This window comes from Streptomyces sp. NPDC005799 (genome assembly GCF_040630525.1).
In the GTDB taxonomy this organism is placed as follows: Bacteria; Actinomycetota; Actinomycetes; order Streptomycetales; family Streptomycetaceae; genus Streptomyces; species Streptomyces griseorubiginosus_B.
This window is the reverse complement of the sequence record NZ_JBEXXQ010000061.1, coordinates 40,983-64,278: the sequence shown is the minus strand read 5'-3', so window position 1 is coordinate 64,278 and position 23,296 is coordinate 40,983. Positions and strand designations below refer to the sequence as shown.

The following is a 23,296-nucleotide window of genomic DNA, read 5'->3' as shown; positions in this document are numbered from 1 at the left end:
GCCGCGGCGATCTGGCACAACCACAAGACCGGACAGCCGGTCATGCGATCCCTGATCGCCTACGACCACTGATCACATCGGAATGACTCGTCTAGAGAGGCGTGACGTACGCGCCCGAGATTCCGCCGTCCACCAGGAAGTCGCTGGCGTTGACGAAGGAGGAGTCGTCGCTGGCCAGGAAGGCCACGGCGGCGGCGATCTCCTCGGCCTCGGCGAACCGGCCGACCGGGATGTGCACGAGGCGGCGCGCGGCCCGCTCGGGGTCCTTGGCGAACAGCTCCTGCAGGAGCGGGGTGTTGACCGGGCCCGGGCAGAGGGCGTTGACGCGGATGCCCTCGCGCGCGAACTGCACGCCCAGCTCGCGGGACATGGCGAGGACGCCGCCCTTGGAGGCCGTGTACGAGATCTGGGAGGTCGCCGCGCCCATCCGGGCCACGAAGGACGCCGTGTTGATGATGGAACCCTTGCCCTGGCGCCGCATGTAGGGGATGGCGGCCTTGCAGCACAGGTACACGGAGGTCAGGTTGACCTCCTGGACGCGCTTCCAGGCCTCGAGGCCGGTCTCCAGGATGGAGTCGTCGTCGGGCGGGGAGATACCGGCGTTGTTGAAGGCGACATCGACGCTGCCGTAGGTGTCGTACGCCGTCTTGAACAGGGCCTCCACCTGGTCGGGGTCGGTGACGTCGACCTTCACGAAGATCCCGCCGGTTTCGTCTGCGGCGGCCTTGCCGCGGGCCTCGTCGACATCGCCGCAGACGACGTTGGCGCCTTCGGAGGCGAGCCGGCGCGCGGTGGCGAGGCCGATGCCGCTGCCGGCTCCGGTGATGACGGCGGTGCGGCCGACCAGACGGCGGCAGATGATGTCGGTGTCCTCAGAGGTCACTGTGCGGGGCCTTCCGTGCTGATGAAGACGTTCTTGGTTTCGGTGAAGGCGGTCAGGGCGTCCGGGCCCAGCTCGCGGCCGAGGCCGGACTGCTTGAATCCGCCGAAGGGGGTCCAGTAGCGCACGCTGGAGTGGGAGTTGACGGACAGGTTGCCGGCCCGCACGCCCTGGGAGACGCGGAGCGCTCGGCCCACGTCCCGCGTCCAGATGGAGCCGGAGAGGCCGTAGGGCGTCTCGTTGGCGAGGCGGATCGCGTCCTGTTCGTCGGTGAAGGGCAGCAGGACGGCGACGGGGCCGAAGATCTCCTCGCGGGCGGCGGCGGAGTCGGGCCGTTCGCCGGTGAGGACGGTCGGCGGGAACCAGAAGCCGGGGCCCTCGGGTGCGGTGCCGCGCAGGGCGGGGGCGTCCTCGGGGACGTAGCCGCGGACCCGGTCCAGCTGACGGCGCGAGATCAGCGGGCCCATCTGGGTCTTCTCGTCGGCCGGGTCACCCACGACCACCGCGGCGAGCGCGTCGGCGAGAAGGGCGGACACCTCGTCGTACACCGGCTCCTGGACCAGGATGCGGGTGCGGGCGCAGCAGTCCTGGCCGGAGTTGTCGAGGAAGGAGAAGGGGTCGACGGCCGTCTTGAGGTCGGCGTCGGCGAAGACGATGTTGGGGCTCTTGCCGCCGAGTTCGAGGGTGACCCGCTTGAGCAGGGCCGAGCCCTTGGCCAGCACCTGTTTGCCCACGGCCGTCGACCCGGTGAAGACGATCTTCGCGACGCCGGGGTGCTCGACGAGCGCGTTGCCCGCGACCGGTCCGTGGCCGGGCAGCACCTGGAACAGGCCTTCGGGCAGGCCCGCTTCCAGGGCGAGTTCGGCCAGGCGCAGGGCGGTCAGCGGGGTCGTCTCGGCCGGCTTGAGAAGGACGGCGTTGCCGGCCGCCAGGGCGGGGGCGGTGCCCCAGGCGGCGATCGGCATGGGGAAGTTCCAGGGCGCGATGACGCCGACGACGCCCAGCGGCTCCAGGATGGTGACGTCCAGGCCGCCCGCCACCGGGATCTGACGTCCCGTCAGGCGTTCGACGCCGCCCGCCGCGTAGTCGAGCAGGTCGCGGACGTTGCCCGCCTCCCAGCGGGCGTTGCCGACGGTGTGCCCGGCCTCCCGGACCTCCAACCCGGCGAGTTCCTCCAGGTGTTCGTCGACGGCGACGGCGAACCGGCGCAGCAGCCGCGCCCGGTCGGCGGGAGACAGGGCGGCCCAGCGCGTCTGGGCCGCGGCGGCCCGGGAGACGGCCGCGTCCACGTCGGCCGCGGTGGCGGCCGGGACGGTGGCGACGACCTCCTCGGTAGCGGGGTTCAGTACTTCGAGTTCGTACTCGGCAGACAAGGAGTGCCTCACAGGCGTTCGAAGGAGCGGCGCAGCTCCCAGTCGGTGACCGCGGCGTCGAAGGCGGCCAGTTCGACGCGGGCCATGTTGCGATAGTGCGCGACGACCTCGTCGCCGAAGGCGGCCCGGGCGATCGGGCTGTTCTCCCAGAGTTCGGCGGCCTCCCGCAGGGTGCTCGGGACGTGCTCGAACTCCGCGGTGTAGGCGTTGCCCGGGCAGGGCTCTGGCAGCTCCAGCTTGTGCTCGATGCCGTACAGTCCGGCCGCGACCAGCCCGGCGACGGCGAGGTGCGGGTTGACGTCGCCGCCCGGCAGCCGGTTCTCGAAGCGCAGGGAGCGGCCGTGACCGACGACCCGGAGGGCGCAGGTGCGGTTGTCGTGCCCCCAGGCGACGGCGGTCGGGGCGAAGGAGCCGGGCTGGAACCGCTTGTAGGAGTTGATGTTGGGGGCGTAGAGGAGGGAGAAGTCGCGCAGGGCGGCCAGTTGTCCGGCGAGGAAGTAGCGCATGACGTCGGACATCCCGTCGGGCCCGGCCATGGCGTTGTTGCCGGCCGCGTCCGCCAACGACAGGTGGATGTGGCAGGAGTTGCCCTCGCGCTCGTTGTACTTGGCCATGAAGGTGATCGACACGCCCTCCTGGGCGGCGATCTCCTTGGTGCCGGTCTTGTAGATCGCGTGCTGGTCGCAGGTGCGCAGCGCCTCGTCGTAGCGGAAGGCGATCTCGTGCTGGCCGGGGTTGCACTCGCCCTTGGCGGATTCGACGGTCAGACCGGCACCGGCCATCTCGTTGCGGATGCGGCGCAGCAGCGGCTCGATCCGCCCGGTGCCGAGGACCGAGTAGTCGATGTTGTACTGGTTCGCCGGGGTGAGCCCCCGGTAGTTGGCGTCCCAGGCCTGCTCGTAGGTGTCCTTGAAGACGATGAACTCCAGCTCGGTGCCGACCTGGGCGGTGTAGCCGAGCTCGGCCAGGCGCTCCAGCTGACGGCGCAGGATCTGGCGCGGGGCGGCGACCACGGGTGAGCCGTCGTTCCAGGCGAGGTCGGCGATCACCATGGCCGTGCCGGCGTTCCAGGGCACGCGGCGCAGGGTGGACAGGTCGGGGTGCATGGCGAAGTCGCCGTAGCCGCGGTCCCAGGAGGACATCGCATAGCCGTCGACGGTGTTCATCTCGGTGTCCACGGCGAGCAGGTAGTTGCAGCCCTCGGTGCCGTGGTGGAGGACCTCGTCGAGGAAGAAGCGTGCGGCGAACCGCTTGCCCTGGAGGCGCCCTTGCATGTCGGGGAAGGCCAGGACGACAGTGTCGATCTCTCCGCTCGCGACGAGGGCGTGCAGCTCCTCGACGCTGAGCGGGGGTGTGCGGTCTGCCACGGGAGAGCTCCTTCGGCTGCGCGTTTTTCCGACCGGGCCGGGAGCCATAAGGTATTGCGGAGAACCATTGCTTGGGAAGGGGGTGCGGCGGGTGTCGCCGGATCAGGACGGCAGCCTGGAGGACCGGTTGACTCCGGTACTGCGGCCGGTGCGTGCGGGGAACGGCTTCGAGGAGGCCCTGGAGCAGATCCTGCAGGTGGTACGCCTTGGCCTGGTGCCGGGCGGCGAGCGGCTGCCGGCCGAGCGGGAGCTGGCGGACCGGCTGGGGATCAGCCGGGTCACCCTGCGCGAGGTGCTGAAGGTGCTGCAGGACCAGGGGCTGGTGGAGTCCCGGCGCGGACGCTACGGCGGCACCTTCGTGCTGCCCCGCGCGGACGCGGGCGGCGAGGACGAGCTGCGGCGGCGGATCTCCGAGGTCGACATCGAGGACGTGCTGCGCTTCCGCGAGGTGCTGGAGGTGGGCGCGGCGGGACTGTGCGCGGCGCACGGGCTGAGCGACGACCAGGCGGACCGGCTGCGCGAGGCGCTGACCCGCACGCATGACGCGCCGCTCGCCGACTACCGCCGCCTGGACACGCTGCTGCACCTCACCCTGGCCGAGCTGTGCGGCTCCCCCACGCTCACCTCACAGTACGCGGCGGTACGGGCCGCGGTGAACGACCTGCTGGACTGCATCCCGCTGCTCGTCCGCAACCTGGAGCACTCGCAGCGTCAGCACATCGCCCTGGTGGAGGCGGTCCTGGACGGGGACGCGGACGGGGCGCGGGAGATGATGCGGGAGCACTGCGCCGGAACGGCGGCACTGCTCAGAGGGTTCCTCGCGTGACCTTGCCCTGGCGGGGGTGGGTCGGCAAAGGTATGAACGGGATCCATTGCTCCGGGTGGGAGGTCGTATGACAGCCAGGCCGCTGATCGGCGTCAGCACGTATCTGGAGGCCGGGGCGCGCTGGGGCGTCTGGGAGCTGGAGGCCGCGCTGCTGCCGGTCGGCTATCCGCGCCTGGTGCAGCGGTCGGGCGGACTGGCCGCGATGCTGCCGCCGGACGAGCCGGAGCAGGCGGCGACGACCGTCGCACGCCTCGACGCGCTGGTGATCGCCGGCGGCCCCGACGTCGATCCGGCCCGCTACGGCGCCGAGCGGGACCCCCGCACCGGCCCGCCGGCCCACGCCCGGGACATCTGGGAACTGGCGCTGATCGACGCCGCCCTGTCCGCGGGCGTCCCCCTGCTGGGCATCTGCCGGGGCATGCAGCTGTTGAACGTGGCCCTGGGCGGCACGCTGGTCCAGCACGTCGAGGGCCACGCCGAGGTCGTCGGCGTCTTCGGCCGGCACACGGTCAAGCCGGTGCCCGGCACCCGGTACGCCGAGGCCGTGCCCGAGGAGACGTCCGTGCCCGCCTATCACCACCAGGCCGTCGACCGCCTCGGCACCGGCCTTCTCCCGTCGGCGTACGCGGAGGACGGCACGGTGGAGGCCGTCGAACTGCCCGCCGCGGACGGCTGGGCGCTCGGCGTGCAGTGGCACCCCGAGATGGGCGAGGACTCGCGCGTCATGCGGGCCCTGGTGCGAGCCGTCTCCTGAGCCACGCGAGCCCGGCTTCGCCCTGGGCGCGCTGGAAGGGGCGCAGGGTGGGCAGTCCGGGCGGGGCCGGAAGCAGGGACTGCTCGATGAAGAACCCGGTCAGGGCGGCCAGGGTGGCCGTGGCACCGGCCGGATCCGCGGCCCGGCCCAGCGGATGCGCCCGGAACACCGCGTCCGGGTCGGGTCCGCCCTGGGCGCCGACACTGGGCAGCAGCGTCAGCAGGTCGAACCACGGGGCGGCGCGCACGGCGTGCGGCCAGTCGACGAAGACGACCTCGCCGTCCGCGGTGAGCAGCATGTTGTCGGCGCGCAGGTCGGCATGGGCGAGGGTGTCCCCGGCGGCGGCCTCGACCCCGTCCGCGGCGAGAGCGGCGAGCCGGGGCAACTCCGCGAGGGTCCGGTCGTCGAGACGTCCGCGCAGCTCGTGTTCCGGCCGGTCGGCCAGGCGCCGCCAGCCGCTGAAGGCGTCGCCGAGCGCCTCGGCCACGGGCGGGGCGGCGACGGGGGACGGCGTGAGGGTACGGCCGAGGCGCTCGACGGCGTCGAGCACCCGCCGCAACTCCGCTTCGCGCCAAGGGACATGGGGCTGGCGGCCGTCGACCTCCGCCAGCACGAGGGCGACCCAGGTGCCGTCGTCGTAGGTGCCGAGAAGACGGGGCGCGGGCACACCGGGAGGGAGGGCGGCGGTCTTGCGGGCCTCGGCGCGGTGCATGGCCGGGCTGTCGGGGTTGGTGTCCGCACTGACGGCCTTGACGAAGGCGCGCCGTCCGTCGGCGGTTCTCAGCCGCGCCGCGACGCCCGGGGAGAAGCCGCCGGGCTGGGTCTCCGCATGGACGACCGGGCCGCCGCCGAGCACGTCGGTGACGGCGGTGCGCACCGGGTGCGGAAGGGCTTCCCAGGGGGTGCGGACGCCGGTGGCGGGCGGGGCCGAGGGGGTCGTCATGCGGGGCATGGTGCAGGCCCGGGACGCCGCCGCGCCAAGGGTTTTTTCACCGGGGTGGCGGCGGCGGGAACGACGGAGGCGAGGGGTTCCTGACCTCCTCGCCTGTCTCAACGTATAGCGCACCGGGGGGCTTGCGGCAAGGCCCCCGTCGTACCGCACAATCACCGGCCGAGGCCACAACCTGCGGAAACGGGGACTTTGATGATCGACGTGATCGTTGCCGGCGCCGGGCCGACCGGGCTGATGCTCGCCGGTGAACTGCGGCTGCACGGCGTACGCGTGGTGGTGCTGGAGAAGGAGCCGGAGCCGACCAAGGTCGTCCGCGCGCTCGGTCTGCATGTGCGCAGCATCGAGGTGATGGACCAGCGCGGTCTGCTGGAGCGGTTCCTCGCGAACGGGAAGCAGTACCCGGTGGGCGGCTTCTTCGCCGCCATCGACAAGCCCGCCCCCACCGGGATGGACACCGCGCACGCGTACGTCCTCGGCATCCCGCAGCCGGTCGTGGAGCGGCTGCTGACCGAGCACGCCGTCGAGCTCGGCACCGAGATCCGGCGCGGCTGCGAGGTGACCGGACTGAGCCAGGACGAGGACGGGGTGACGGTCGACCTGACCGACGGCACACGGCTGCGCTCGCGCTACCTCGTCGGCTGCGACGGCGGCCGCAGCACGGTGCGCAAACTGCTCGGCGTCGGCTTCCCCGGCGACCCGGCCACGGTCGAGACGCTGCTGGGCGAGATGGAGGTGGCCGCGCCGCCGGAGACCATCGCCGCGGTGATGGCCCGGGTCCGCGCGACCCAGAAGCGGTTCGGCATCGGCCCCATGGGGAACGGGGCGTACCGCGTGGTCGTCCCCGCCGAGGGCCTGACCGAGGACCGCGCGGTCCCCCCGACGCTGGAGGAGGTCAAGGAGCGCCTGCGGACGGTCGCCGGCACCGACTTCGGCGTGCACTCACCGCGCTGGCTCTCCCGCTTCGGCGACGCCACCCGGCAGGCCGAGCGCTATCGGGTCGGACGGGTGCTGCTGGCGGGCGACGCGGCGCACATCCACCCGCCGACGGGTGGGCAGGGGCTCAATCTCGGTATCCAGGACGCGTTCAACCTGGGCTGGAAGCTGGCGGCGGAGGTGGCCGGCCGGGCGCCGGAGGGCCTTCTCGACACCTACGAGACCGAACGGCACCCGGTGGCCACCGAGGTCCTCGACAACACCCGCGCGCAGATGGAACTGATGTCCACCGAGCCGGGTCCGCAAGCGGTGCGGCGGCTCTTCTCACGGCTGATGGACTTCGACGAGGTGAACCGCTACCTGACCGAGAAGATCACCGCGATCGCGGTCCGCTACGACTTCGGCGAGGGCGACGACCTGCTGGGCCGCCGTCTGCGGGACGTCCCCCTGAAGAAAGGCCGCCTGTACGACCTCTTCCACACCGGCAAGGGCCTCCTCCTGGACCAGGCGGGCAGCCTGTCGACGGCGGGCTGGGAAGACCGCGTCGACCACGTCCATGACACGAGCGATCGCCTGACGGCCCCGGCGATCCTGCTGCGCCCCGACGGCCACGTGGCCTGGACCGGCGACGACCAGGAGGACCTGAACAAGCACCTGGCCAGGTGGTTCGGCCAACGGCGGTCCGTGCCCTCCGGCCCGTCCGGCGGCTGAGGGCGACCTACCCCCGCGTCAGCGACAGCAGATCCCGCGCCGGCCCCGTGGGCCGATGCCCCGTGGGCCACACCGCCCGCAGGTCCCGGGCCAGCGCGACCCCCTCCACCGGCACCCGCACCAGCCTCCGCATCCCCAGCTCCTCCCCCACGGCCAGCTCACTCAGCACCGCCGGCCCCGCCCCACCCACCGCCGCCGCCTTCACCGCGGTCGTCGACGACAACTCGATCAACGGCCGCGCCAGTCCCCCCAGCGCGGCGTCCAGCACCTGCCGTGTCCCCGACCCCTTCTCCCGGAGGATCAGAGGAGTCCGCGCCAGTTCGGCCGCCCCCACCGCCCGGCCCCGCCGCGCCCACGCGTGCCCCGGCGCCGTCACCACGATCAGCCGATCGTGTGCGATGACCGCGGAGTCCAGCCCCGCCGGCACGCTCAGCCCCTCCACGAACCCCAGATCCACCTCCCCCGCCAACAGCCGCTCCGCCACGGCGGCGGAGTTCCCGGCGAGCAGGGACACCGCGGTGTCCGGCCGCTCCGCCCGAAGGGCCAGCAGCCACCCCGGCAGCAGGTACTCCGCGATCGTCATGCTCGCCGCCACCCGCAGCCGCGAGTCCCGCCGGTCGCGCAGGGCCTGCGCCCCCGCGTCGAAGGCCTCCGCCGCCTCCACGATCCGCCGCGCCCAGTCCGTCACCAGCGCCCCGGCGTCGGTCAGCCGCGACCCGCGGGGGGACCGGTCCACCAGCGCCACGCCCAGCTGCCGTTCCATCGACCGGATCCGGCTGCTCGCCGCGGGCTGGGTGATCCCCATCTCCCGCGCCGCCCCACCGAGACTCCCGAGCCTCGCCACCGCCAGCAGCAGCTCCAGCGCCCCGAGATCCGGCACCCGATGCGCCAACGGGCCCCCGCCCCCCGACCGCCCCTCCACCTCGCTCATAAGACCAGCTTATGCCCTCATAGAGGCACGGTCCCTGGTCCGCGGCCCGTGCCCGCGCCACCGTGGACCCATGGTCACCGCAGCCCAGCCACTCCCCCGGGCCCTCCCGCGTGCCAGGGCCGTCCGTCACCTCGGACCGAACTGGTACGCCACCGTCATGGGCACCGCGATCGTCGCGACCGCCGGCGCCGGACTCCCCCTCGACCTCCCCGGTCTGCGCACCGTCTGCGCGGGCGTCTGGGCCCTCTCCCTCGGCCTGCTCATCTCCCTCCTCGCCGCCCGTGCCCTGCACTGGACCCACCACGGCGAGAAGGCGCGCGCCCACCTCCTCGACCCCGCCACGGCGCCCTTCTACGGCTGCCTGGCCATGGCGTTGTCGGCCGTCGGCGGCGGTGCCCTGACCGTCGGCCAGGACTGGATCGGCCCGCGGGCCGCCCTGGCACTGGACGCCGTGCTGTTCACCGCCGGTACGGTCACCGGGCTCGCGGCCGCCGTCGTGGTGCCGTACCTCATGGCCGTACGGCACAAGGTGGAGCCGGGGCAGGCCTCGCCCGTGTGGCTGCTGCCCGTCGTGGCGCCGATGGTGTCCGCCGCGCTGGGTCCGATGCTCGTGCCGCATCTGCCGCCCGGACAGCCACGGGAGACCCTGCTGCTCGGCTGTCTCGCGATGTTCGGGCTGAGTCTGCTCGCGACCCTGGTGATGCTGCCGCTGGTGTTCGCCAGGCTGATCACCGGCGGCCCGCTGCCGCTCGCGCTCACGCCCTCCCTGTTCCTGGTGCTGGGCCCCCTCGGGCAGTCCACCACCGCCGCCGGCAGGTTCGCGGACTTCGCACCCGGCGTCGTTCCGGACTCGTTGAGCGCGGGGTTCGGGCTCCTCGCCGTGCTGTACGGCGTGCCGGTCATGGGGTTCGCGCTGCTGTGGCTGGTGTTCGCCGGCGCCCAGGTGGTGCGGGCCCGTCGGCAGGGCATGGGGTTCGCGATGACGTGGTGGGCGCTCACCTTCCCGGTCGGCACGTGTGTGACGGGCGCCGAGGCGCTGGCCGGGCGTAGCGGGCTGGTCGTGTACGACTGGCTCGCGCTCGGGCTGTACGCCGGGCTCGTGGCCGCCTGGGCGACGGCCGCCCTGCACACCGCGCGCGGTCTGTTCAGCGGCGAGCTGCTCGCAGCGCCTCGGCCAGCGCCCCCGGCGCCTCGGCCAACGACGGGCCGTACCACGTCAGATGCCGTCCGCTGACCAGGGCGCAGGGCACCCCGGGGAAGGCCTCGGGCCCGTCCTCGGCGGTGAAGCGGTAGGGCTCGTCGGGGAGCACGACCAGGTCGGGGGCGGCGGCCCGCAGCTCGTCGAGCGGGACGCGGGGGTAACGGCCGGGGTGGTCCGCGTAGAGGTGGTCGACGCCGAGGCGGGCCAGGACGTCACCGGCGAAGGTGTCCCGGCCCAGCACCATCCAGGGACGGCGCCAGATCGGCACGACGGCCGTCGTACGGGCGTCGGGCACCGGCAGCGACGACCACGTCTCCTCCGCCTCCTCCAGCCATCGCGGCCGGGATCCGGCGCCGCAGGCCTGCAGCACCCTCGCCAGTTCCCGGAAGGCCTGCGGCACGTCCCGCACCTCGGTCACCAGGACCTCGACACCCGCCTCGCGCAGGGCGGTCAGGTCGGGCTCGCGGTTCTCCTCCTCGTTGGCGATCACCAGGTCGGGCGCGAGCGCGAGGATGGGTTCCAGCTTGGGGTTCTTGGTGCCGCCGACGCGGGGGACGTCGAGGTGCGCGGGGTGGGTGCACCAGTCCGTGACGCCGACGAGGGCACCGGGGACGGACACCGCCACCGCCTCGGTCAGCGAGGGCACGAGCGAGACGACACGGGGTGTCACTGGCGCGAGCGGTCCCGGACCGCCTCGATGTGCTCGGCCACCGCGACGACGATCACGCGCGTGTCCGACACGGTCGCCCGCCAGCGGTGCCGCACACCGCCCGTCAGGTACAGGGTGTCGCCGCGGCCGAGCCGGTAGGCCCGCCCCTCCGCCTCGATCTCCACGGCGCCGTCGGCGACATACATCAACTGGTCGTTGCGGTACTGGAATTCACGGCCGGCGTCATGGTCGCCGACGAACTCCGAGGCATGCATCTGGTGGTGACCGCGCACCAGCGAGCGCACCGCGGGCTCGAGCAGGGGCTCGGTCCCCTCGGCGCGGACGACGTCGACGCTGCACGCCGGGTCGGCCGCCGCGAGGAGCTCCACGGCCGTCGTGCGCAGGGCGTCGGCGACCTTCTCCAGGGACGCCCGGCTGGGCCGCGCCCTGTCGTTCTCGATCTGGCTCAGGAAGGGGACGGACAGGCCGCTGCGCTCGGCCACGACGGCGAGGGTGAGCTCGAGCGTGCGACGGCGGCGCCGCACGGCCGCGCCCACGCGCAGGGGCTGCTCTTTGTGGTCGCCCATCGCTCCGGCTCCCTCCTTCGCTCGTCCGCCGGTGTGCCGTACTCCTGATGCGTTCTCTGCACCTTACGCAGGTTCGGCAAACCGTTTCATGCGCCCGTCACACACTGGTAAACAACGCATGCCGTCAATCCGCCAACTCTCGCCAGTAGACCAGTTCCCCGCCTTCACCGGACGGGGATTCCTTCGTCGGGACGAAGACGCTGGCCGGCGGGGGCGCACGGCCGTCCGGGCCGGGCGCCGGGGCGAGGCGCGCGCCGACGGCTCGCGGGAGCGCCCTCCGCGCGGGTACGACGGCCACCGCCGCTCCCCGCCCGGCATCGAGGTCGCTCCTCTTCTTACAATGCGCGACGGCCTCCCTGTGTTCCCGTTCGTGGCCGGGCGTTCACACCGCGATCAAGGCTGTGATCAGGCCTTGCGGGTGGAGGGGCGAAGTTCCTTGACAGGGTGCGCAGTTGGCGATTCAACGGGTGTCGGACGGCTGTTTCGACAGCGCTGCCGCACCCCGGGGGCGGGTCGGCGGGACCGGCTGTGCCGCCGGTGACTCCCGGCCTCGCGTTCAGGCTTGGGTGAGGACGTAGCGCTATGTGGTTGGCCGGATTCTTTTCGTACCGGGGACCGCGATGGGGACCCCGGAGGGCACGTGCTGCCGGTCGGCCTGCCGGCCGTCTCGTCACCGAGCGACCCCGCCGGAGTCGGCCGCTCGCCGGCGGGTGACTGTCGGTCCCGTGCGGCATGATGCGAGCGTGACCGGACGACTGATGCTTCTCGACACCGCCTCGCTCTACTTCCGCGCCTACTTCGGCGTCCCGGAGTCCGTGAAGGCCCCGGACGGCACGCCGGTGAACGCCGTGCGCGGCCTGCTGGAGTTCATCGACCGCCTGGTCAAGGACCACCGTCCCGACCATCTGGTGGCCTGCATGGACGCCGACTGGCGCCCGCAGTGGCGGGTCGACCTCATCCCCTCCTACAAGGCGCACCGCGTGGCCGAGGAGCACGAGGCGGGCCCGGACGAGGAGGAGGTGCCGGACACGCTGTCGCCGCAGGTGCCCGTCATCGAGGCGGTCCTGGACGCGCTCGGCATCGCGCGCGTGGGCGTGGAGCCGTACGAGGCCGACGACGTCATCGGCACTTTCACGGCGCGGGCGAAGGGTCCGGTCGACATCGTCACCGGCGACCGCGACCTGTACCAGCTCGTCTCCGACGCGCGCGGGGTGCGGGTGCTCTACCCGCTCAAGGGCGTGGGCACGCTGCAGCTGACGGACGAGGCGTGGCTGCGCGAGAAGTATGGGGTGGACGGTCCGGGGTACGCGGATCTGGCGCTGCTGCGCGGTGACCCGAGCGACGGTCTGCCGGGCGTGCCCGGTATCGGCGAGAAGACGGCCGCGAAGCTGCTCGCCGAGTTCGGGGACGTGGCCGGGATCATGGCCGCGGTCGACGATCCCCGGGCCAGGCTCACGCCGTCGCAGCGCAAGCGGCTCGACGAGGCACGGCCCTACGTCGCTGTCGCGCCGAAGGTCGTCAAGGTCGCCGACGACGTTCCGCTGCCGGACGTCGACACGGCCCTGCCGCACGCTCCGCGCGACGCGGCGGCACTGCGGGAGCTGGCGGTCCGCTGGGGGCTGGGCGGCTCGTTGCAGCGGCTGCTGACGACCCTGGGCGCGTGAGCGACCTTCTTGTTTTGGTAATGCTCGCCCTCATCGAGGCGTTGCCCAGGGGAGAGGTGCTAACTTAGGTAAGCCTAAGCAAGAAGCATGGGAGGCCGTCATGGCAGAACGTCCGGCCCGCAGGCCGCGCAAGCCGCACTCCGCGCAGGTCGTCCGTACGGAACGGCTGACCCCGCACATGCAGCGCGTGGTCCTCGGCGGCGAGTCTCTCGCCGGTTTCGCGGCCGACACCTGCACCGACCATTATGTGAAGCTGCTGTTCCCGCCGGCCGAGGGCATCTCCTATCCCGAGCCCTTCGACATGGAGCGCATCCGCGAGGAACTGCCGCGCGAGCAGTGGCCGGTGACCCGGACGTACACCGTGCGCGCCTTCGACCCCGAATCCCTCGAGCTGACCCTGGACTTCGTCATCCACGGCGACGAGGGCCTGGCCGGCCCCTGGGCGATGCGGGTCCAGCCGGGCGAGACCGTGCGCTTCATGGGCCCCGGCGGCGCCTACGCCCCCGACGTGAGCGCCGACTGGCATCTGCTGGTGGGCGACGAGAGCGCCCTGCCGGCGATCGCCCGTGCCCTGGAGTCGCTGCCCGGCGGCGTCACCGCCCACGCCTTCGTCGAGGTCTCCGGTCCGGAGGAGGAGCAGAAGATCGACTCCGACGTGGACGTCGTCTGGCTGCACCGCGGCGACCGGCCGGTCGGCGAGCTGCTGTGCGAGACCGTACAGGCGCTGGAGTTCCCCGAGGGCCGGCCGCACGCGTTCGTGCACGGAGAGGCCCACTTCGTGAAGGAGCTGCGTCAACTGCTGCGGGTCGAGCTGCAGATCCCGCGCGAGGACCTGTCGATCTCCGGTTACTGGCGTCTCGGCCACAACGAGGACGGCTGGCAGGCTTCCAAGCGGGAGTGGAACGCGCGCATCGAGGCGGAGCAGGAGGGCGCGGCGCCGGCCGCGTGAAGACGTCCGAAGGGGCGGCACCCGGCCCGGGTGCCGCCCCTTCGCCGTGCTCACACCGATCGCTGGTAGGACCGGAACGTCCGGATCGACAGCCACACGGCCACCACGGCGAGCGCCAGCAGTCCCCCGCCGCGACTGAGCACGTCACCCCGGTCCGGGTGCTCCGACAGGGCGGAACGGCCCGCGACCATGGCCCAGTTGAGCGGGTTGAAGTCGGCGATGTGCCGCATCCAGGCGGGCATCTGCGAGGGTGCCATGAAGGCGCTCGACAGGAACGTCAGCGGCAGCAGCAGGAAGGTGTTGATGCCGATGATCGACTCCCGCTCCCGCACCAGCATGCCGAGCGCGTTGGACAGCGCCCCGAAGATCGTGCCGAGCAGCACGGAGGCGAGGACCAGAACCGCCACCCCGGCCACGCCGCCGGGGCAGTCGGCGCCGCCGGCCAGGGCGAGCAGCACGATGACGACCGACTGGAACGCGGTGACCAGGCCGTTGTTGACGACGTTGCCGTTCATCAGCGCGGCCCGGCTGACCGGCGTGGTCAGGAACCGGTTGAGCGTGCCGCGCTGGATCTCCTCCAACGTGCCCATGCCGGCCCACATGTTGGAGCTGAGGGCACTCATCACGACCACACCCGGGACCAGGTAGTCGAGGTAGGTGGTGGTGCCGAAGCCGCCCAGCTCGACGACCTTCTTGAAGAGGCTGCCGAACAGGAACAGCCAGATGACCGGCTGGATGAGCGTGATGATCGCGTAGGCGGGCTGCCTGGTGAACACCATGAGCTGACGCTGCGTCATGTACCAGGTCTGGGAGAGGGCCGTGCTCATCGGGCACCTCCGGCGAGGACGAGGCGGTCGGTGGCTTCGGCGTCGGCCTCGGAGTAACGGCGGCCGGCGTAACGGAGATAGACGTCGTCGAGGGAAGGCCGGGCGACGGTGGCGGCGGCGACTCCCACACCGGCCCGCTCCAGGGCGGCGAGCAGGGCGGGTACGGCGGCCGCCCCGTCGTCGGCGCGGACGCTGATGCGGCGGCCGTCGACGAGGACCTCGTGCATGCCGGGCAGTCCGCCCAGGGCGCCGTCGAGGAGCGTGCGGCCGGCTTCTCTGACCGTCTCGCGCAGCTCCAGGTGGACGGCGTCGCCGCGCAGTTCGCCCTTCAGGGAGTCCGGGGTGCCCTCGACCACGACCCGGCCGCGGTCGACGATCGCGACCCGCTCGGCGAGCCGGTCGGCCTCGTCCAGGTAGTGCGTGGTGAGCAGGATCGTCAGCCCCTCCTCCCCCGCCAGCCGGTCGATCTCGTCCCACATCGCGGTGCGGGCCTCGGGGTCGAGGCCGGTGGTGGGCTCGTCCAGGAAGAGCACCTCGGGCCGGTGCACCAGACCGAGGGCGACGTCCAGGCGGCGCCGCATACCGCCGGAGTAGCCCTTGACCGGGCGCCGCGCGGCGTCGGTCAGGCTGAAGCGCTCCAGCAGCTCGTCCACCCGCTCGTTGAGGGCGGCGCCCCTCAACCCGTAGAGCCTGCCCTGCAGTTGGAGGTTCTCCCGGCCGGTGGCGACCGGGTCGGAGCCGGAGCCCTGGGCGACCACGCCGATCGCGCGGCGCACCCGGTCGGGGTGGCGCAGCACATCGTGCCCGGCGACGGTGGCGGAGCCGGAGTCGGGCCTGGCCAGGGTGGTGAGGATCTTGACGGTGGTGGACTTGCCGGCGCCGTTCGGGCCGAGGAGCCCGAAGACGGTGCCGGGTTCGACGGTGATCTCCATGCCGTTGAGGGCGGTGACCTCGCTGGAATAGGTCTTGATCAGCTGACGCGCCGCTACCGCGGGCGCACGGGTAGTGCTCATGACGACTGCTCTCCTGAGTGAGCGGATGACAACTGATCCGCGTGAGCAGCGCCGGGCTATCCTGGGTGTGCCGCACCTCGATCGCCTGGCCTGCCGCACGGCGGAGTCAGTTCGGGGTTCGCGACCCCGGCGGAGCTGCTGCAACAGCCCTGCCGGGGTCCTTGATGTCTCCTTGCGCTTACCTATGTGAACTCCGGTGGCAGTTCCCCCGTTTCATGGAAGCGGCGCCACCCGTCGACGCCCGGCAGCGAGCCCTTCTCGATCTCCTCCAGGAAACCGCGGACCCATTCCGTCTGCGCCTCGACCATGTGCACCTGGTACTCGACCTCGACGAGGAAGAGCCTGGGGAGCGTCTCGTAGAGCTTCGCCAGTGCCGCCCGCCCGCTCACCGCCTCCACCTCGAGGTTCTTCAGCCGCTCCTTGAGGAGCCGCACCACCTCGTCGGGGGGCAGCACCGCGAGGAAGGACAGTGCGGTCTCGAAGATCGGGAACTCCTTGGCCGGGACGGCCAGCAGGTCCGACAGCCACTCCGACGCCTCCTGCCGGCCCGCGTCGGTCAGCCCATAGACCGTGCGCTCGGGCCGGTTGCCCGCTCGCTCGACGTCGGCGACCTCGACGAAGCCGTGTTTCTCCAGGTTCTGCACGACCGTGTACAGCGAGCCGTACTTGATCTTCGTGGTGGCGTCCTTGCCCTGACTGCGCAGGGTCTGGGCGATCTCGTACGGGTGCATCGGCTTCTGCCAGAGGGTGACCAGCACGGCGAGTGCCAGCGGGTTGCTGAGCTTTCGGCGCTGCATCGCCATGACCATCACCTAGTCCCCTCGTCACCGAATATCCGTGCACGAACATATCGCGATGGCCGACGGTCGTCAATACACACGATGTATCGCGTTCGGCGGGTGCATAGCAAGGACGTGAGGACTTGGGCCCGCCCCCGACACGACGACGTGACGCGGGCGAAACAGGCCGTCCCTAATTTCTGTCGCCTGACAGGAATCAGCTCGCAGGAACCGCGCCGAAGGCAGGTGCCGCCGTGCCGTCAACCGACCATTCCCTAGCCGAGTTCGGCTACCGCCAGGAACTGCACCGCAGCCTGGGCCGGTACGCCTCCTTCGCGGCCGGGTTCTCCTTCATCTCCGTCCTGACGACGGTCTTCCAGTTCTTCGCCTTCGGGTACGCCTTCGGCGGCCCCGTCTTCTTCTGGGCCTGGCCGGCGGTGCTGGTCGGCCAGCTCCTGGTGGCCGCCTGCTTCGCCGAACTCGCGGCGCGCTACCCCATCTCGGGCGCGATCTACCAGTGGTCCTCACGCCTGTCGAACGTCACCTTCGGCTGGTTCGCCGGCTGGATCATGGTGATCGGGCAGATCGTGGTGGTCGCGGCGGCGGCTCTGGCCCTGCAGATGGTGCTCCCGGCGATCTGGTCCGGCTTCCAACTTGTCGGCAGCGACCCGGCGGTGACGTCGACGGACGGCGCGGCGAACGCGGCGGTGCTCGGCGTGCTCCTGCTCGTGCTGACCACGCTGGTGAACATCGTGGACAACCGCGTGATGTCCGTGATCAACCGGGTCGGCGTGACCGCCGAGATCATCGGCGCGGTCCTGATCGTCGTCCTGTTGCTCACCCACTCCAAGCGCTCCCCCGGCATCACCTTCCACACCGGGAACGCGGCGAGCTCCGGCCTGCTGGGCGCGCTGCTGGTGGGCTCGTTCACGGCGGCCTACGTGATGATCGGCTTCGACAGCGCCGGTGAGATGAGCGAGGAGACGCACAACCCTCGCCGTACCGCTCCCCGTACGATCCTCACCGCGCTCGGCGCCGCGGGCCTGCTGGGCGGTCTGGTCATCCTCGGCGGACTGCTCGCCGCCCCCAGCCTGACCGACGGGCACCTGGGCGTCGACGGCCTCAGCTACGTTCTGACCAGCCGCCTGGGCGACGGTGTCGGCAAGGTGCTGCTCGCCGACGTGGTCGTGGCCATCGCGGTGGCGACCCTGGCCATCCAGACGGCGGCCTGCCGCATGCTCTTCTCCATGGCACGCGACGGACAGCTCCCCTTCTCCCGCCGCCTGGCGCACGTCAACCCGCGCACCGGGATGCCCAACGCTCCCGCGGTGGTGGTCGGCGTCCTCGCGGCGGCCCTGCTCCTGCTCAACTTCGCCTCCCCGGACGCCTTCCTGGCCATCGGCACCACCTGCATCGTGATGCTGTACCTGGCGTACGCGATGGTCACCGGCCCGCTGCTGATCCGCCGCCTGCGCGGCGAGTTCAGCTCGCGGGGCACCGACGAGACGGGCGCGAAGCTCTTCTCCCTCGGCCGCTGGGGCATCCCGGTCAACGCGCTGGCCCTGCTCTACGGCCTCGCCATGACCGTCAACCTGGCCTGGCCCCGGGCCGCGGTGTACGACCCGGCGGGCGGCCACTGGTACTTCCAGTGGTTCACGGTCCTGTTCCTCGCCGCCACGCTGCTGACGGGCGCCGCCTACCGGGCGTACCGCAGGACGTCGGAGGCGGGAAGTGCCGTACCGGAGCCGGCGGTTCAGGAAGCGGCCGCCTAGCACGCAGGCCTCGCGCCCGCCTCACGAGGCAGTGCCGCGCACCGGGAACCGCCGGTCGGTCAGGCGCTGTCCTCGCGCAGGCGGGCGTGCAGGTGCATGTCGTGCCAGCCGTCCTGATGGTAGGCGGCACGGCGCTTGGTGCCCTCCAGGACGAAGCCGGTCTTGGCGGCGACGCGGCAGGAGGCCCGGTTGGCGGTGGCGTGCAGGAGCTCGAGGCGGTGGAAGCCGATCTCGTCGAAGGCCCACCGGGTCAGGGTGTTGGTCGCGCGGACGGCGACGCCCTGCCCGCGGGCCGCCGCGGTGGTCCAGTACGCGACCTTGCCCAGTCCCTCGACGAGCCGGATGTCCCGCAGAGCGACCCGCCCCGTCAGCCGGTCGGTCTCCGCGTCGACCACGGCCCACTGGGCGTTGCGCTCGCCCTCCCACTCCTTCTGCCACTCCCGGATCCACCCGGCGGCCTCCTCCTCGGAGTCACTGCGCCGGATGTGCCACTGATGCATGAGCGGATCCTGAAACGCCTCATGCACGGCCCCCGCGTCCTCCCCCCGCCAGGGCCGCAGCACCAGCCCGTCACCGGTGGCAAGCACGGGCTGCGCCCCCCGAGCGAGGGCCCCCTCGGACAACACGACATCGGCAGTGAACGGCATGCACGGCATCCTGCCAACCGGGGGGTGCGGGGGCCCAACGGTTTTTCTACGGAGACACCGATGTGAGGTTCGCGGGATGGAGCTGGCCGGTCACACCCGAGCCCAGGGCGCTGGCCGTGTACGGGGAATACCGGCCGTTGATTCGGCTCCAGTCATAACTGCCGCGTATCCACGTGATCATGGACCTCGCATAGCGCCGGATCTTGTCGGTCTCATCGCTCGTGAGCCCGAGACGGGTGCAGAACACGGGAATCCGTTTCGCTTGCGCGAAAAGCCTGGCGACCGCCGACTGGACGAGGGCGACGGCCATTTCTATGGCTTCAGGCCGGGAGCAGTCGCGTTCTCGTACAAGGCAGTGCACCAGATTCGGATCGCCCCGGGCGTCGTCGTTCTCCAGGGACATCACTTCGTTGATGAGTTTGACCGCGTCGACGGCCGCTTGTCGCATGGATTCCAGGTGGCTGCTGTGCCAGATGAGCTGTGGGATCTCGAAGTGCCCCACCCTTTCGGCCAGATCCAGCGACGGCACCAGTCCGAGAGTGCGATGGCCGATCCTCATCCGGGTGTCGAAGTCCTGCGGAACCCAGGTGCGCCGGTCGATTTCCTCGGTGAGATTTCCCGTGAGGTAGTCCACCCAGTTGTGCGCGGCCCGCTCCCGCCATTCCTCGGACATGCCGATCCCGGCTCGGCACCAGATGTCCGCGAAAGCCCTCACGAGTGGTGCGTCGTACCTGCCCGCCTGCGGCACGGGGTCGCGGAGGAGGGCGATGAGCCGGTGGCACACGTCGACGGCCTCCTCGGCCCTGTGTCCCGCGGGGACGTCGAAGAGGTCGTCGAACAGGAAGAACCAGCCCATGGTGTCGAAGGCCAGATCCAGGTCGTCACCCTCGACGTCCGGGTAGCTGTAGGCGGCCAGGTCCGCCACTGCGGAGAACACATAGCGTTGGGCGGCCTTTTCCCCCAGTACCAGTTCCTGGCGGCGCATCCATTGCAGATTACGTTCCCTTGCGGCCGCCAGACCGGAGTTCAGCCGGAAAGGTATGGGCAACTCGATGGTGACGTTCTGGGGCATGAATCTCTCCCAGTTTCTGCTCAAGGTGCTTTTTCTCCGTGGCCAGATCACAACGCTGAATGCGCGGCCGAGGGATGCGTGTCAACCTCATTCGAGTGAGCGCCAAGACGACGGAGGATCCAAGAAATCGTCCGGAAATCGGACAGGATATCCGGTCATGGCCTTCTCCGATCGCTGTCGCGGGCGCACGGATCCAGGCTGAGCTGAGTATGCGGAGTCGACGACCTCGCCCAAGTGCTTGGATGGAGCAGTCTCAGCCTGTTGGCGATTTCGCGGCAGAGTAACAGATGTATCTACCAAGCGGCGAGGGCGAGTTGGTCGCCGCGGAGAACGGGCGCCGGTTGGCGCCCTGCGGTCGGGCGTCAGGTCAGCGGACGCCGGCGCCAAGCCCCTCCCCGGGCCGTGCCTTCAGGGGCTGCTGCACCACGCCGTGCCGACAGCGCCCGTCCCACAGTCCGTCTCTGGTCCACGTACATCACCCCACGCGCCCAGTCCACAGAAGGAGCGGGCCACTCCGAGTCCGCTTGTACGACATGGACGAGCCACACAACTGTGCCAGCCGCATGCCGACTCGGGAAGGCGTGCGCGTCTACGTGTTGATGCGTACCCGACCTACGCTGTGCGCCCCCGAACAACACCGCACTCAGTACGCGCTACCAAGGGAAGCCCACGTCACACACCTCGCACCCCCGGTGCGCCCCCAGGGGTTCGCTTTCACGCGACGGGCCGTCCGGGCTTCGCCGTTGACTCGAATGCCTTCAACTGTTTCGGTTCGCAACTGTTTCGATTCACACACATGTTTCTGTCGCAACGAAAAAATCCGCGAATCCCGGCCACGACGGATCACTGAGCCGGTATTCGAATGCGCCCAGGTGTTCGTCGGACGGGGTACAGCTGGTTTCCGCCATTCTGGTCGCATCGTCGTCCGGTGCCACCTCGTACGCTTGATCATGATGAGACGCCGTACCCCGCCCCCGCCCTCTCCCCTGCCGCAACGCGACGGGCTGGACCCGGTGCGGGTGCGACTGCCGGCCGAGGGAACCTGGGCGACCGTTCGGGATCATCTCGTGGCGCGACTGGCGGCTGGGGCCGGTGTGATCGACGAGATGCTGGACGCGGGACGGATCGTCGATGCCGCCGGTCGCCCGGTGTCGCGCGAGACGGCGTATGTGCCGGGGATGTACGTGTGGTTCCACCGCGAGCTGCCCGCCGAGGAGCGGGTGCCGTTCGCGATCGATGTCGTTTTCCAGGACGAGCACGTGGTGGTTGCCGACAAGCCGCACTTCCTGGCCACCACCCCACGTGGCAGCCATGTCGCCGAGACGGCCCTGGCGCGGCTGCGACGGGAGCTGGGTGTGCCGACGCTGGGCGCCGCCCACCGGCTGGACCGGCTGACGGCCGGCTTGGTGCTGTTCACGGTACGGCCCGAGGAGCGCGGCGCGTACCAGTCCCTGTTCCGTGACCGCAGGGTGGGCAAGGAGTACGAGGCAGTGGCTGCGTACGACCCCGGGCTGGACCTGCCGCGCACCGTGCGCAGCAGGATCGTCAAGGAGCGCGGGATTCTGGCCGCTCGTGAGGTCGAGGGCGAGCCCAACGCCGTCAGCCGGATCGAGTTGCTGGAGCACCGTCACGGACTGGCCCGGTACCGGCTGCTGCCGAGCACCGGGCAGACGCACCAACTGCGCGTCCACATGAGCGCCTTGGGGGTGCCGATCCTGGGCGATCCCCTCTATCCGGTGGTGGCCGGCCCCGTGGCGGCCGGTGACTTCCGGCGCCCGCTCCAACTACTGGCGCGGGTGCTGGAGTTCACCGACCCGATCACGGGGTGCGAGCACCGGTTCGTCAGCCCGCGGGTGCTGCGGGCCTGGTCGTCGTACGACGAGTGGGCCGAGTGACCTTCGCAGTCCGGTCGGTCACTCGCCGCGCCACCAGCGCAGGAAACGCTGGAACAAGCTCGGCCGACGGGCCGGTTCGGGCATGGAGACCGGCGTGGGCGGCATGGCCGGGACGGAAGGCTCCGGGACCGTCACCCGGGGCAGGGGTGTGCCGACCTGCCAGTCGCTGGGGCGCTGTTGCGACGCCAGCGGATGCGCGGGGCGCGCCATGACGTCCTGCTGGGGCTTGGGCGCGAACTTCACCGGCAGTTCCACCAGATGCCGGTTCGAGATGGTCTCCCGCCAACTCAACTCGTCTTCGTCGCAGGCGAGTTGGACATCCGGCAGACGCGTCAGCAGCGCGTCGACGCCGACGTCGGCGATGGCGCGGCCGATGTCCTGGCCCGGGCACTCGTGGGGGCCGCCGCCGAAGGCGAGGTGGGAGCGGTTGCCCCGCATGTTCGCCGTGAGGTCGGGCCGGACCCGCGGGTCGACGTTGCCCGGCGCGATGCCGAGGATGAGGGCGTCTCCCTTGCGAATGCGCTGCCCGCCCAAATCGGTGTCCTGTTTGGCGACGTAGGGAAGGACGGTGCTGAACGGCGGCTCGTCCCACAGCGACTGCTCGACCGCCTGGGGCACCGTCATCTGGCCGCCGCTGAGCCGGGCGCGGAACCCGGGGTCGGTGAGCACCACCCGCAGTACGTTGGCGAGCAGGTTGGCGGTGGCCTCGTACGACGCGACCAGGATGATGCGCAGGTGCTGGCCGACCTCGTCGTCGGTGAGCCCCGCCGGGTGGTTGATCAGATGGCTGGTGAAGTCGTCCTGGGGATCGGCTCGGCGGCGGGCGGTGAGCCGCATCAGGACGTCCATCAGATACGCGTTGCTGGCGATCGCGGTCTCGGTGCCCTTGGGCATGTCGCGCGCCGCCTGCACGATGCGGTCGTTGTACTCCTCGGGCATGCCGAGGATCTCGCACATCACCATCATCGGCAGATGCTCGGCGAACTGGCTGACCAGGTCGGCCCTGCCCGTCTCGCAGAACTGATTGACGAGTAGCTGGGTCGCGCGGTTGATGTGGCGACGGATACCGCGGTGGTCGATGGTCGACATGGCGCCGGTCACGGCACCACGCAGCCGCTGGTGCTCCTCGCCCTCGGCGTGGACGCAGATGGGCTGCCAGGCGAAGTGCGGCATGAGCGGATGGTCGGGCTTGACCGTGCCGTCCTGCAGGGCGGTCCACAGCCGGGTGTTACGGCAGAACTGCGACGGCGAACGCACCATGTGCATGTTCTCGGTGTGGCCCAGGACGACCCAGATCGGAACGTCCTCGTGCAGCAGCGTGGGTGCCACCGGGCCGTGCTCGCTGCGCAGCTTCTCGTACAGGGCCCCCAGATCCTCCGCCTCAGGCCCATAAAGCCGCCGCAACCCGCCCGGCCCGATGCCGTGCGCCGGGCAGCCGGGAGGTGGGGCGGCCGTGGTGGGGGTGTCCGTGGTCGGGGGGAAGAGGGGGTCTGGGGTCACGATGGTTGCTCCGA

Annotated in this window: 21 protein-coding genes; 8 read left to right on the top strand and 13 right to left on the bottom strand. The window is 71.2% G+C overall.

The annotated features are described in order from the left end of the window. Positions 1 to 91: 91 nt before the first annotated feature. From ABZ453_RS41695 to ABZ453_RS41685, 3 genes are read right to left on the bottom strand one after another with little or no spacing between them, the layout of a single operon-like run. Positions 92 to 883 carry a 3-oxoacyl-ACP reductase gene (locus tag ABZ453_RS41695; RefSeq protein ID WP_359023752.1) on the bottom strand — a complete coding sequence of 264 codons (792 nt, stop codon included), beginning with the start codon at positions 881 to 883 and terminating at the stop codon, positions 92 to 94. Continuing rightward, positions 880 to 2,253 carry an aldehyde dehydrogenase family protein gene (locus tag ABZ453_RS41690; RefSeq protein WP_359023750.1) on the bottom strand — a complete coding sequence of 458 codons (1,374 nt, stop codon included), beginning with the start codon at positions 2,251 to 2,253 and terminating at the stop codon, positions 880 to 882. Before ABZ453_RS41690 ends, ABZ453_RS41695 begins: the two co-directional genes overlap by 4 nt. A gap of 8 nt (positions 2,254 to 2,261) precedes the next feature. Then, the gene (locus ABZ453_RS41685) at positions 2,262 to 3,620 is read right to left on the bottom strand and encodes a glutamine synthetase family protein (RefSeq protein ID WP_359023748.1); all 1,359 of its coding nucleotides are present in this window, start codon (positions 3,618 to 3,620) and stop codon (positions 2,262 to 2,264) included. A 91-nt stretch (positions 3,621 to 3,711) separates the two neighbouring features. Here ABZ453_RS41685 and ABZ453_RS41680 point away from each other — a divergent pair, with 91 nt between their 5' ends. Both ABZ453_RS41680 and ABZ453_RS41675 read left to right on the top strand, forming a co-directional pair. Continuing rightward, entirely contained in the window at positions 3,712 to 4,446 is a 735-nt protein-coding gene (locus tag ABZ453_RS41680; RefSeq protein WP_359023747.1) for an FCD domain-containing protein, read from the top strand. Between the two features lie 67 nt (positions 4,447 to 4,513). After that, a complete protein-coding gene (locus tag ABZ453_RS41675) occupies positions 4,514 to 5,200 on the top strand; it encodes a gamma-glutamyl-gamma-aminobutyrate hydrolase family protein (RefSeq protein WP_359023745.1) in 687 nt (228 codons plus the stop codon). On the opposite strand, the gene ABZ453_RS41670 is transcribed toward ABZ453_RS41675, so the two are convergent. Beyond that, positions 5,169 to 6,143 (bottom strand): aminoglycoside phosphotransferase family protein, encoded by a 975-nt coding sequence (locus tag ABZ453_RS41670; protein WP_359023743.1) that lies wholly within the window; start codon positions 6,141 to 6,143, stop codon positions 5,169 to 5,171. The two genes, ABZ453_RS41675 and ABZ453_RS41670, sit on opposite strands and share 32 nt — an antisense overlap. Before the next feature lie 201 nt (positions 6,144 to 6,344). On the opposite strand from ABZ453_RS41670, the gene rox reads away from it, so the two are divergent. Next, a complete protein-coding gene (gene rox / locus ABZ453_RS41665; protein WP_359023741.1) occupies positions 6,345 to 7,796 on the top strand; it encodes a rifampin monooxygenase in 1,452 nt (483 codons plus the stop codon). A 7-nt stretch (positions 7,797 to 7,803) separates the two neighbouring features. Here rox and ABZ453_RS41660 read toward each other — a convergent pair whose 3' ends face one another. Continuing rightward, positions 7,804 to 8,727, bottom strand: coding sequence for a LysR family transcriptional regulator (locus ABZ453_RS41660; protein ID WP_359023739.1), 924 nt, complete (start codon positions 8,725 to 8,727; stop codon positions 7,804 to 7,806). 70 nt (positions 8,728 to 8,797) lie between these two features. On the opposite strand from ABZ453_RS41660, the gene ABZ453_RS41655 reads away from it, so the two are divergent. After that, a complete protein-coding gene (locus ABZ453_RS41655; protein ID WP_359023737.1) occupies positions 8,798 to 9,961 on the top strand; it encodes a TDT family transporter in 1,164 nt (387 codons plus the stop codon). Here the strand turns inward: ABZ453_RS41655 and ABZ453_RS41650 are convergent. Further along, on the bottom strand, positions 9,873 to 10,574 hold the full coding sequence (locus tag ABZ453_RS41650) for a helical backbone metal receptor (protein WP_359023735.1): 702 nt from the start codon (positions 10,572 to 10,574) through the stop codon (positions 9,873 to 9,875). The two genes, ABZ453_RS41655 and ABZ453_RS41650, sit on opposite strands and share 89 nt — an antisense overlap. Before the next feature lie 20 nt (positions 10,575 to 10,594). Then, the gene (locus ABZ453_RS41645) at positions 10,595 to 11,164 is read right to left on the bottom strand and encodes an XRE family transcriptional regulator (protein ID WP_359023733.1); all 570 of its coding nucleotides are present in this window, start codon (positions 11,162 to 11,164) and stop codon (positions 10,595 to 10,597) included. A gap of 758 nt (positions 11,165 to 11,922) precedes the next feature. Between ABZ453_RS41645 and ABZ453_RS41640 the strand changes: the two genes are divergently transcribed. Together ABZ453_RS41640 and ABZ453_RS41635 are read left to right on the top strand one after the other, a co-directional pair. After that, positions 11,923 to 12,828 (top strand): 5'-3' exonuclease, encoded by a 906-nt coding sequence (locus ABZ453_RS41640; protein WP_359023754.1) that lies wholly within the window; start codon positions 11,923 to 11,925, stop codon positions 12,826 to 12,828. A gap of 100 nt (positions 12,829 to 12,928) precedes the next feature. After that, on the top strand, positions 12,929 to 13,777 hold the full coding sequence (locus tag ABZ453_RS41635; RefSeq protein WP_359023731.1) for a siderophore-interacting protein: 849 nt from the start codon (positions 12,929 to 12,931) through the stop codon (positions 13,775 to 13,777). 50 nt (positions 13,778 to 13,827) lie between these two features. Here the strand turns inward: ABZ453_RS41635 and ABZ453_RS41630 are convergent, their stop codons facing one another. The 3 genes from ABZ453_RS41630 to ABZ453_RS41620 form a co-directional block, all read right to left on the bottom strand. Further along, on the bottom strand, positions 13,828 to 14,604 hold the full coding sequence (locus tag ABZ453_RS41630) for an ABC transporter permease (protein ID WP_359023730.1): 777 nt from the start codon (positions 14,602 to 14,604) through the stop codon (positions 13,828 to 13,830). Next, on the bottom strand, positions 14,601 to 15,617 hold the full coding sequence (locus ABZ453_RS41625) for an ATP-binding cassette domain-containing protein (protein WP_359023728.1): 1,017 nt from the start codon (positions 15,615 to 15,617) through the stop codon (positions 14,601 to 14,603). The genes ABZ453_RS41630 and ABZ453_RS41625 overlap by 4 nt, the downstream gene beginning before the upstream one ends. Before the next feature lie 182 nt (positions 15,618 to 15,799). Next, the gene (locus ABZ453_RS41620; protein WP_133044999.1) at positions 15,800 to 16,420 is read right to left on the bottom strand and encodes a PadR family transcriptional regulator; all 621 of its coding nucleotides are present in this window, start codon (positions 16,418 to 16,420) and stop codon (positions 15,800 to 15,802) included. Between the two features lie 230 nt (positions 16,421 to 16,650). Here ABZ453_RS41620 and ABZ453_RS41615 point away from each other — a divergent pair, with 230 nt between their 5' ends. Then, positions 16,651 to 18,168 (top strand): amino acid permease, encoded by a 1,518-nt coding sequence (locus tag ABZ453_RS41615; RefSeq protein ID WP_359023726.1) that lies wholly within the window; start codon positions 16,651 to 16,653, stop codon positions 18,166 to 18,168. A gap of 59 nt (positions 18,169 to 18,227) precedes the next feature. On the opposite strand, the gene ABZ453_RS41610 is transcribed toward ABZ453_RS41615, so the two are convergent. Next, positions 18,228 to 18,815, bottom strand: a complete 588-nt coding sequence (locus ABZ453_RS41610) for a GNAT family N-acetyltransferase (RefSeq protein ID WP_359023724.1) — start codon at positions 18,813 to 18,815, stop codon at positions 18,228 to 18,230. 46 nt (positions 18,816 to 18,861) lie between these two features. Next, positions 18,862 to 19,938 carry a pentalenene synthase gene (locus ABZ453_RS41605; RefSeq protein ID WP_359023722.1) on the bottom strand — a complete coding sequence of 359 codons (1,077 nt, stop codon included), beginning with the start codon at positions 19,936 to 19,938 and terminating at the stop codon, positions 18,862 to 18,864. Positions 19,939 to 20,840: 902 nt separating this feature from the next. Here ABZ453_RS41605 and ABZ453_RS41600 point away from each other — a divergent pair. After that, positions 20,841 to 21,782 (top strand): RluA family pseudouridine synthase, encoded by a 942-nt coding sequence (locus ABZ453_RS41600; RefSeq protein ID WP_359023720.1) that lies wholly within the window; start codon positions 20,841 to 20,843, stop codon positions 21,780 to 21,782. Between the two features lie 18 nt (positions 21,783 to 21,800). On the opposite strand, the gene ABZ453_RS41595 is transcribed toward ABZ453_RS41600, so the two are convergent. Next, complete coding sequence (locus tag ABZ453_RS41595; RefSeq protein ID WP_359023719.1) at positions 21,801 to 23,282, bottom strand: cytochrome P450; 1,482 nt, start codon at positions 23,280 to 23,282, stop codon at positions 21,801 to 21,803. Positions 23,283 to 23,296 lie beyond the last annotated feature (14 nt).

What these genes read in the sequence shown, in the direction of transcription:
- ABZ453_RS41675 (WP_359023745.1), top strand. Translation starts at nt 4,514, where the DNA reads ATGACAGCCAGGCCGCTGATCGGCGTCAGCACGTATCTGGAGGCCGGG.
- ABZ453_RS41670 (WP_359023743.1), bottom strand. Translation starts at nt 6,143, where the DNA reads ATGACGACCCCCTCGGCCCCGCCCGCCACCGGCGTCCGCACCCCCTGG.
- rox (WP_359023741.1), top strand. Translation starts at nt 6,345, where the DNA reads ATGATCGACGTGATCGTTGCCGGCGCCGGGCCGACCGGGCTGATGCTC.
- ABZ453_RS41660 (WP_359023739.1), bottom strand. Translation starts at nt 8,727, where the DNA reads ATGAGCGAGGTGGAGGGGCGGTCGGGGGGCGGGGGCCCGTTGGCGCAT.
- ABZ453_RS41655 (WP_359023737.1), top strand. Translation starts at nt 8,798, where the DNA reads ATGGTCACCGCAGCCCAGCCACTCCCCCGGGCCCTCCCGCGTGCCAGG.
- ABZ453_RS41645 (WP_359023733.1), bottom strand. Translation starts at nt 11,164, where the DNA reads ATGGGCGACCACAAAGAGCAGCCCCTGCGCGTGGGCGCGGCCGTGCGG.
- ABZ453_RS41640 (WP_359023754.1), top strand. Translation starts at nt 11,923, where the DNA reads ATGCTTCTCGACACCGCCTCGCTCTACTTCCGCGCCTACTTCGGCGTC.
- ABZ453_RS41635 (WP_359023731.1), top strand. Translation starts at nt 12,929, where the DNA reads ATGGCAGAACGTCCGGCCCGCAGGCCGCGCAAGCCGCACTCCGCGCAG.
- ABZ453_RS41630 (WP_359023730.1), bottom strand. Translation starts at nt 14,604, where the DNA reads ATGAGCACGGCCCTCTCCCAGACCTGGTACATGACGCAGCGTCAGCTC.
- ABZ453_RS41625 (WP_359023728.1), bottom strand. Translation starts at nt 15,617, where the DNA reads ATGAGCACTACCCGTGCGCCCGCGGTAGCGGCGCGTCAGCTGATCAAG.
- ABZ453_RS41620 (WP_133044999.1), bottom strand. Translation starts at nt 16,420, where the DNA reads ATGGCGATGCAGCGCCGAAAGCTCAGCAACCCGCTGGCACTCGCCGTG.
- ABZ453_RS41610 (WP_359023724.1), bottom strand. Translation starts at nt 18,815, where the DNA reads ATGCCGTTCACTGCCGATGTCGTGTTGTCCGAGGGGGCCCTCGCTCGG.
- ABZ453_RS41600 (WP_359023720.1), top strand. Translation starts at nt 20,841, where the DNA reads ATGAGACGCCGTACCCCGCCCCCGCCCTCTCCCCTGCCGCAACGCGAC.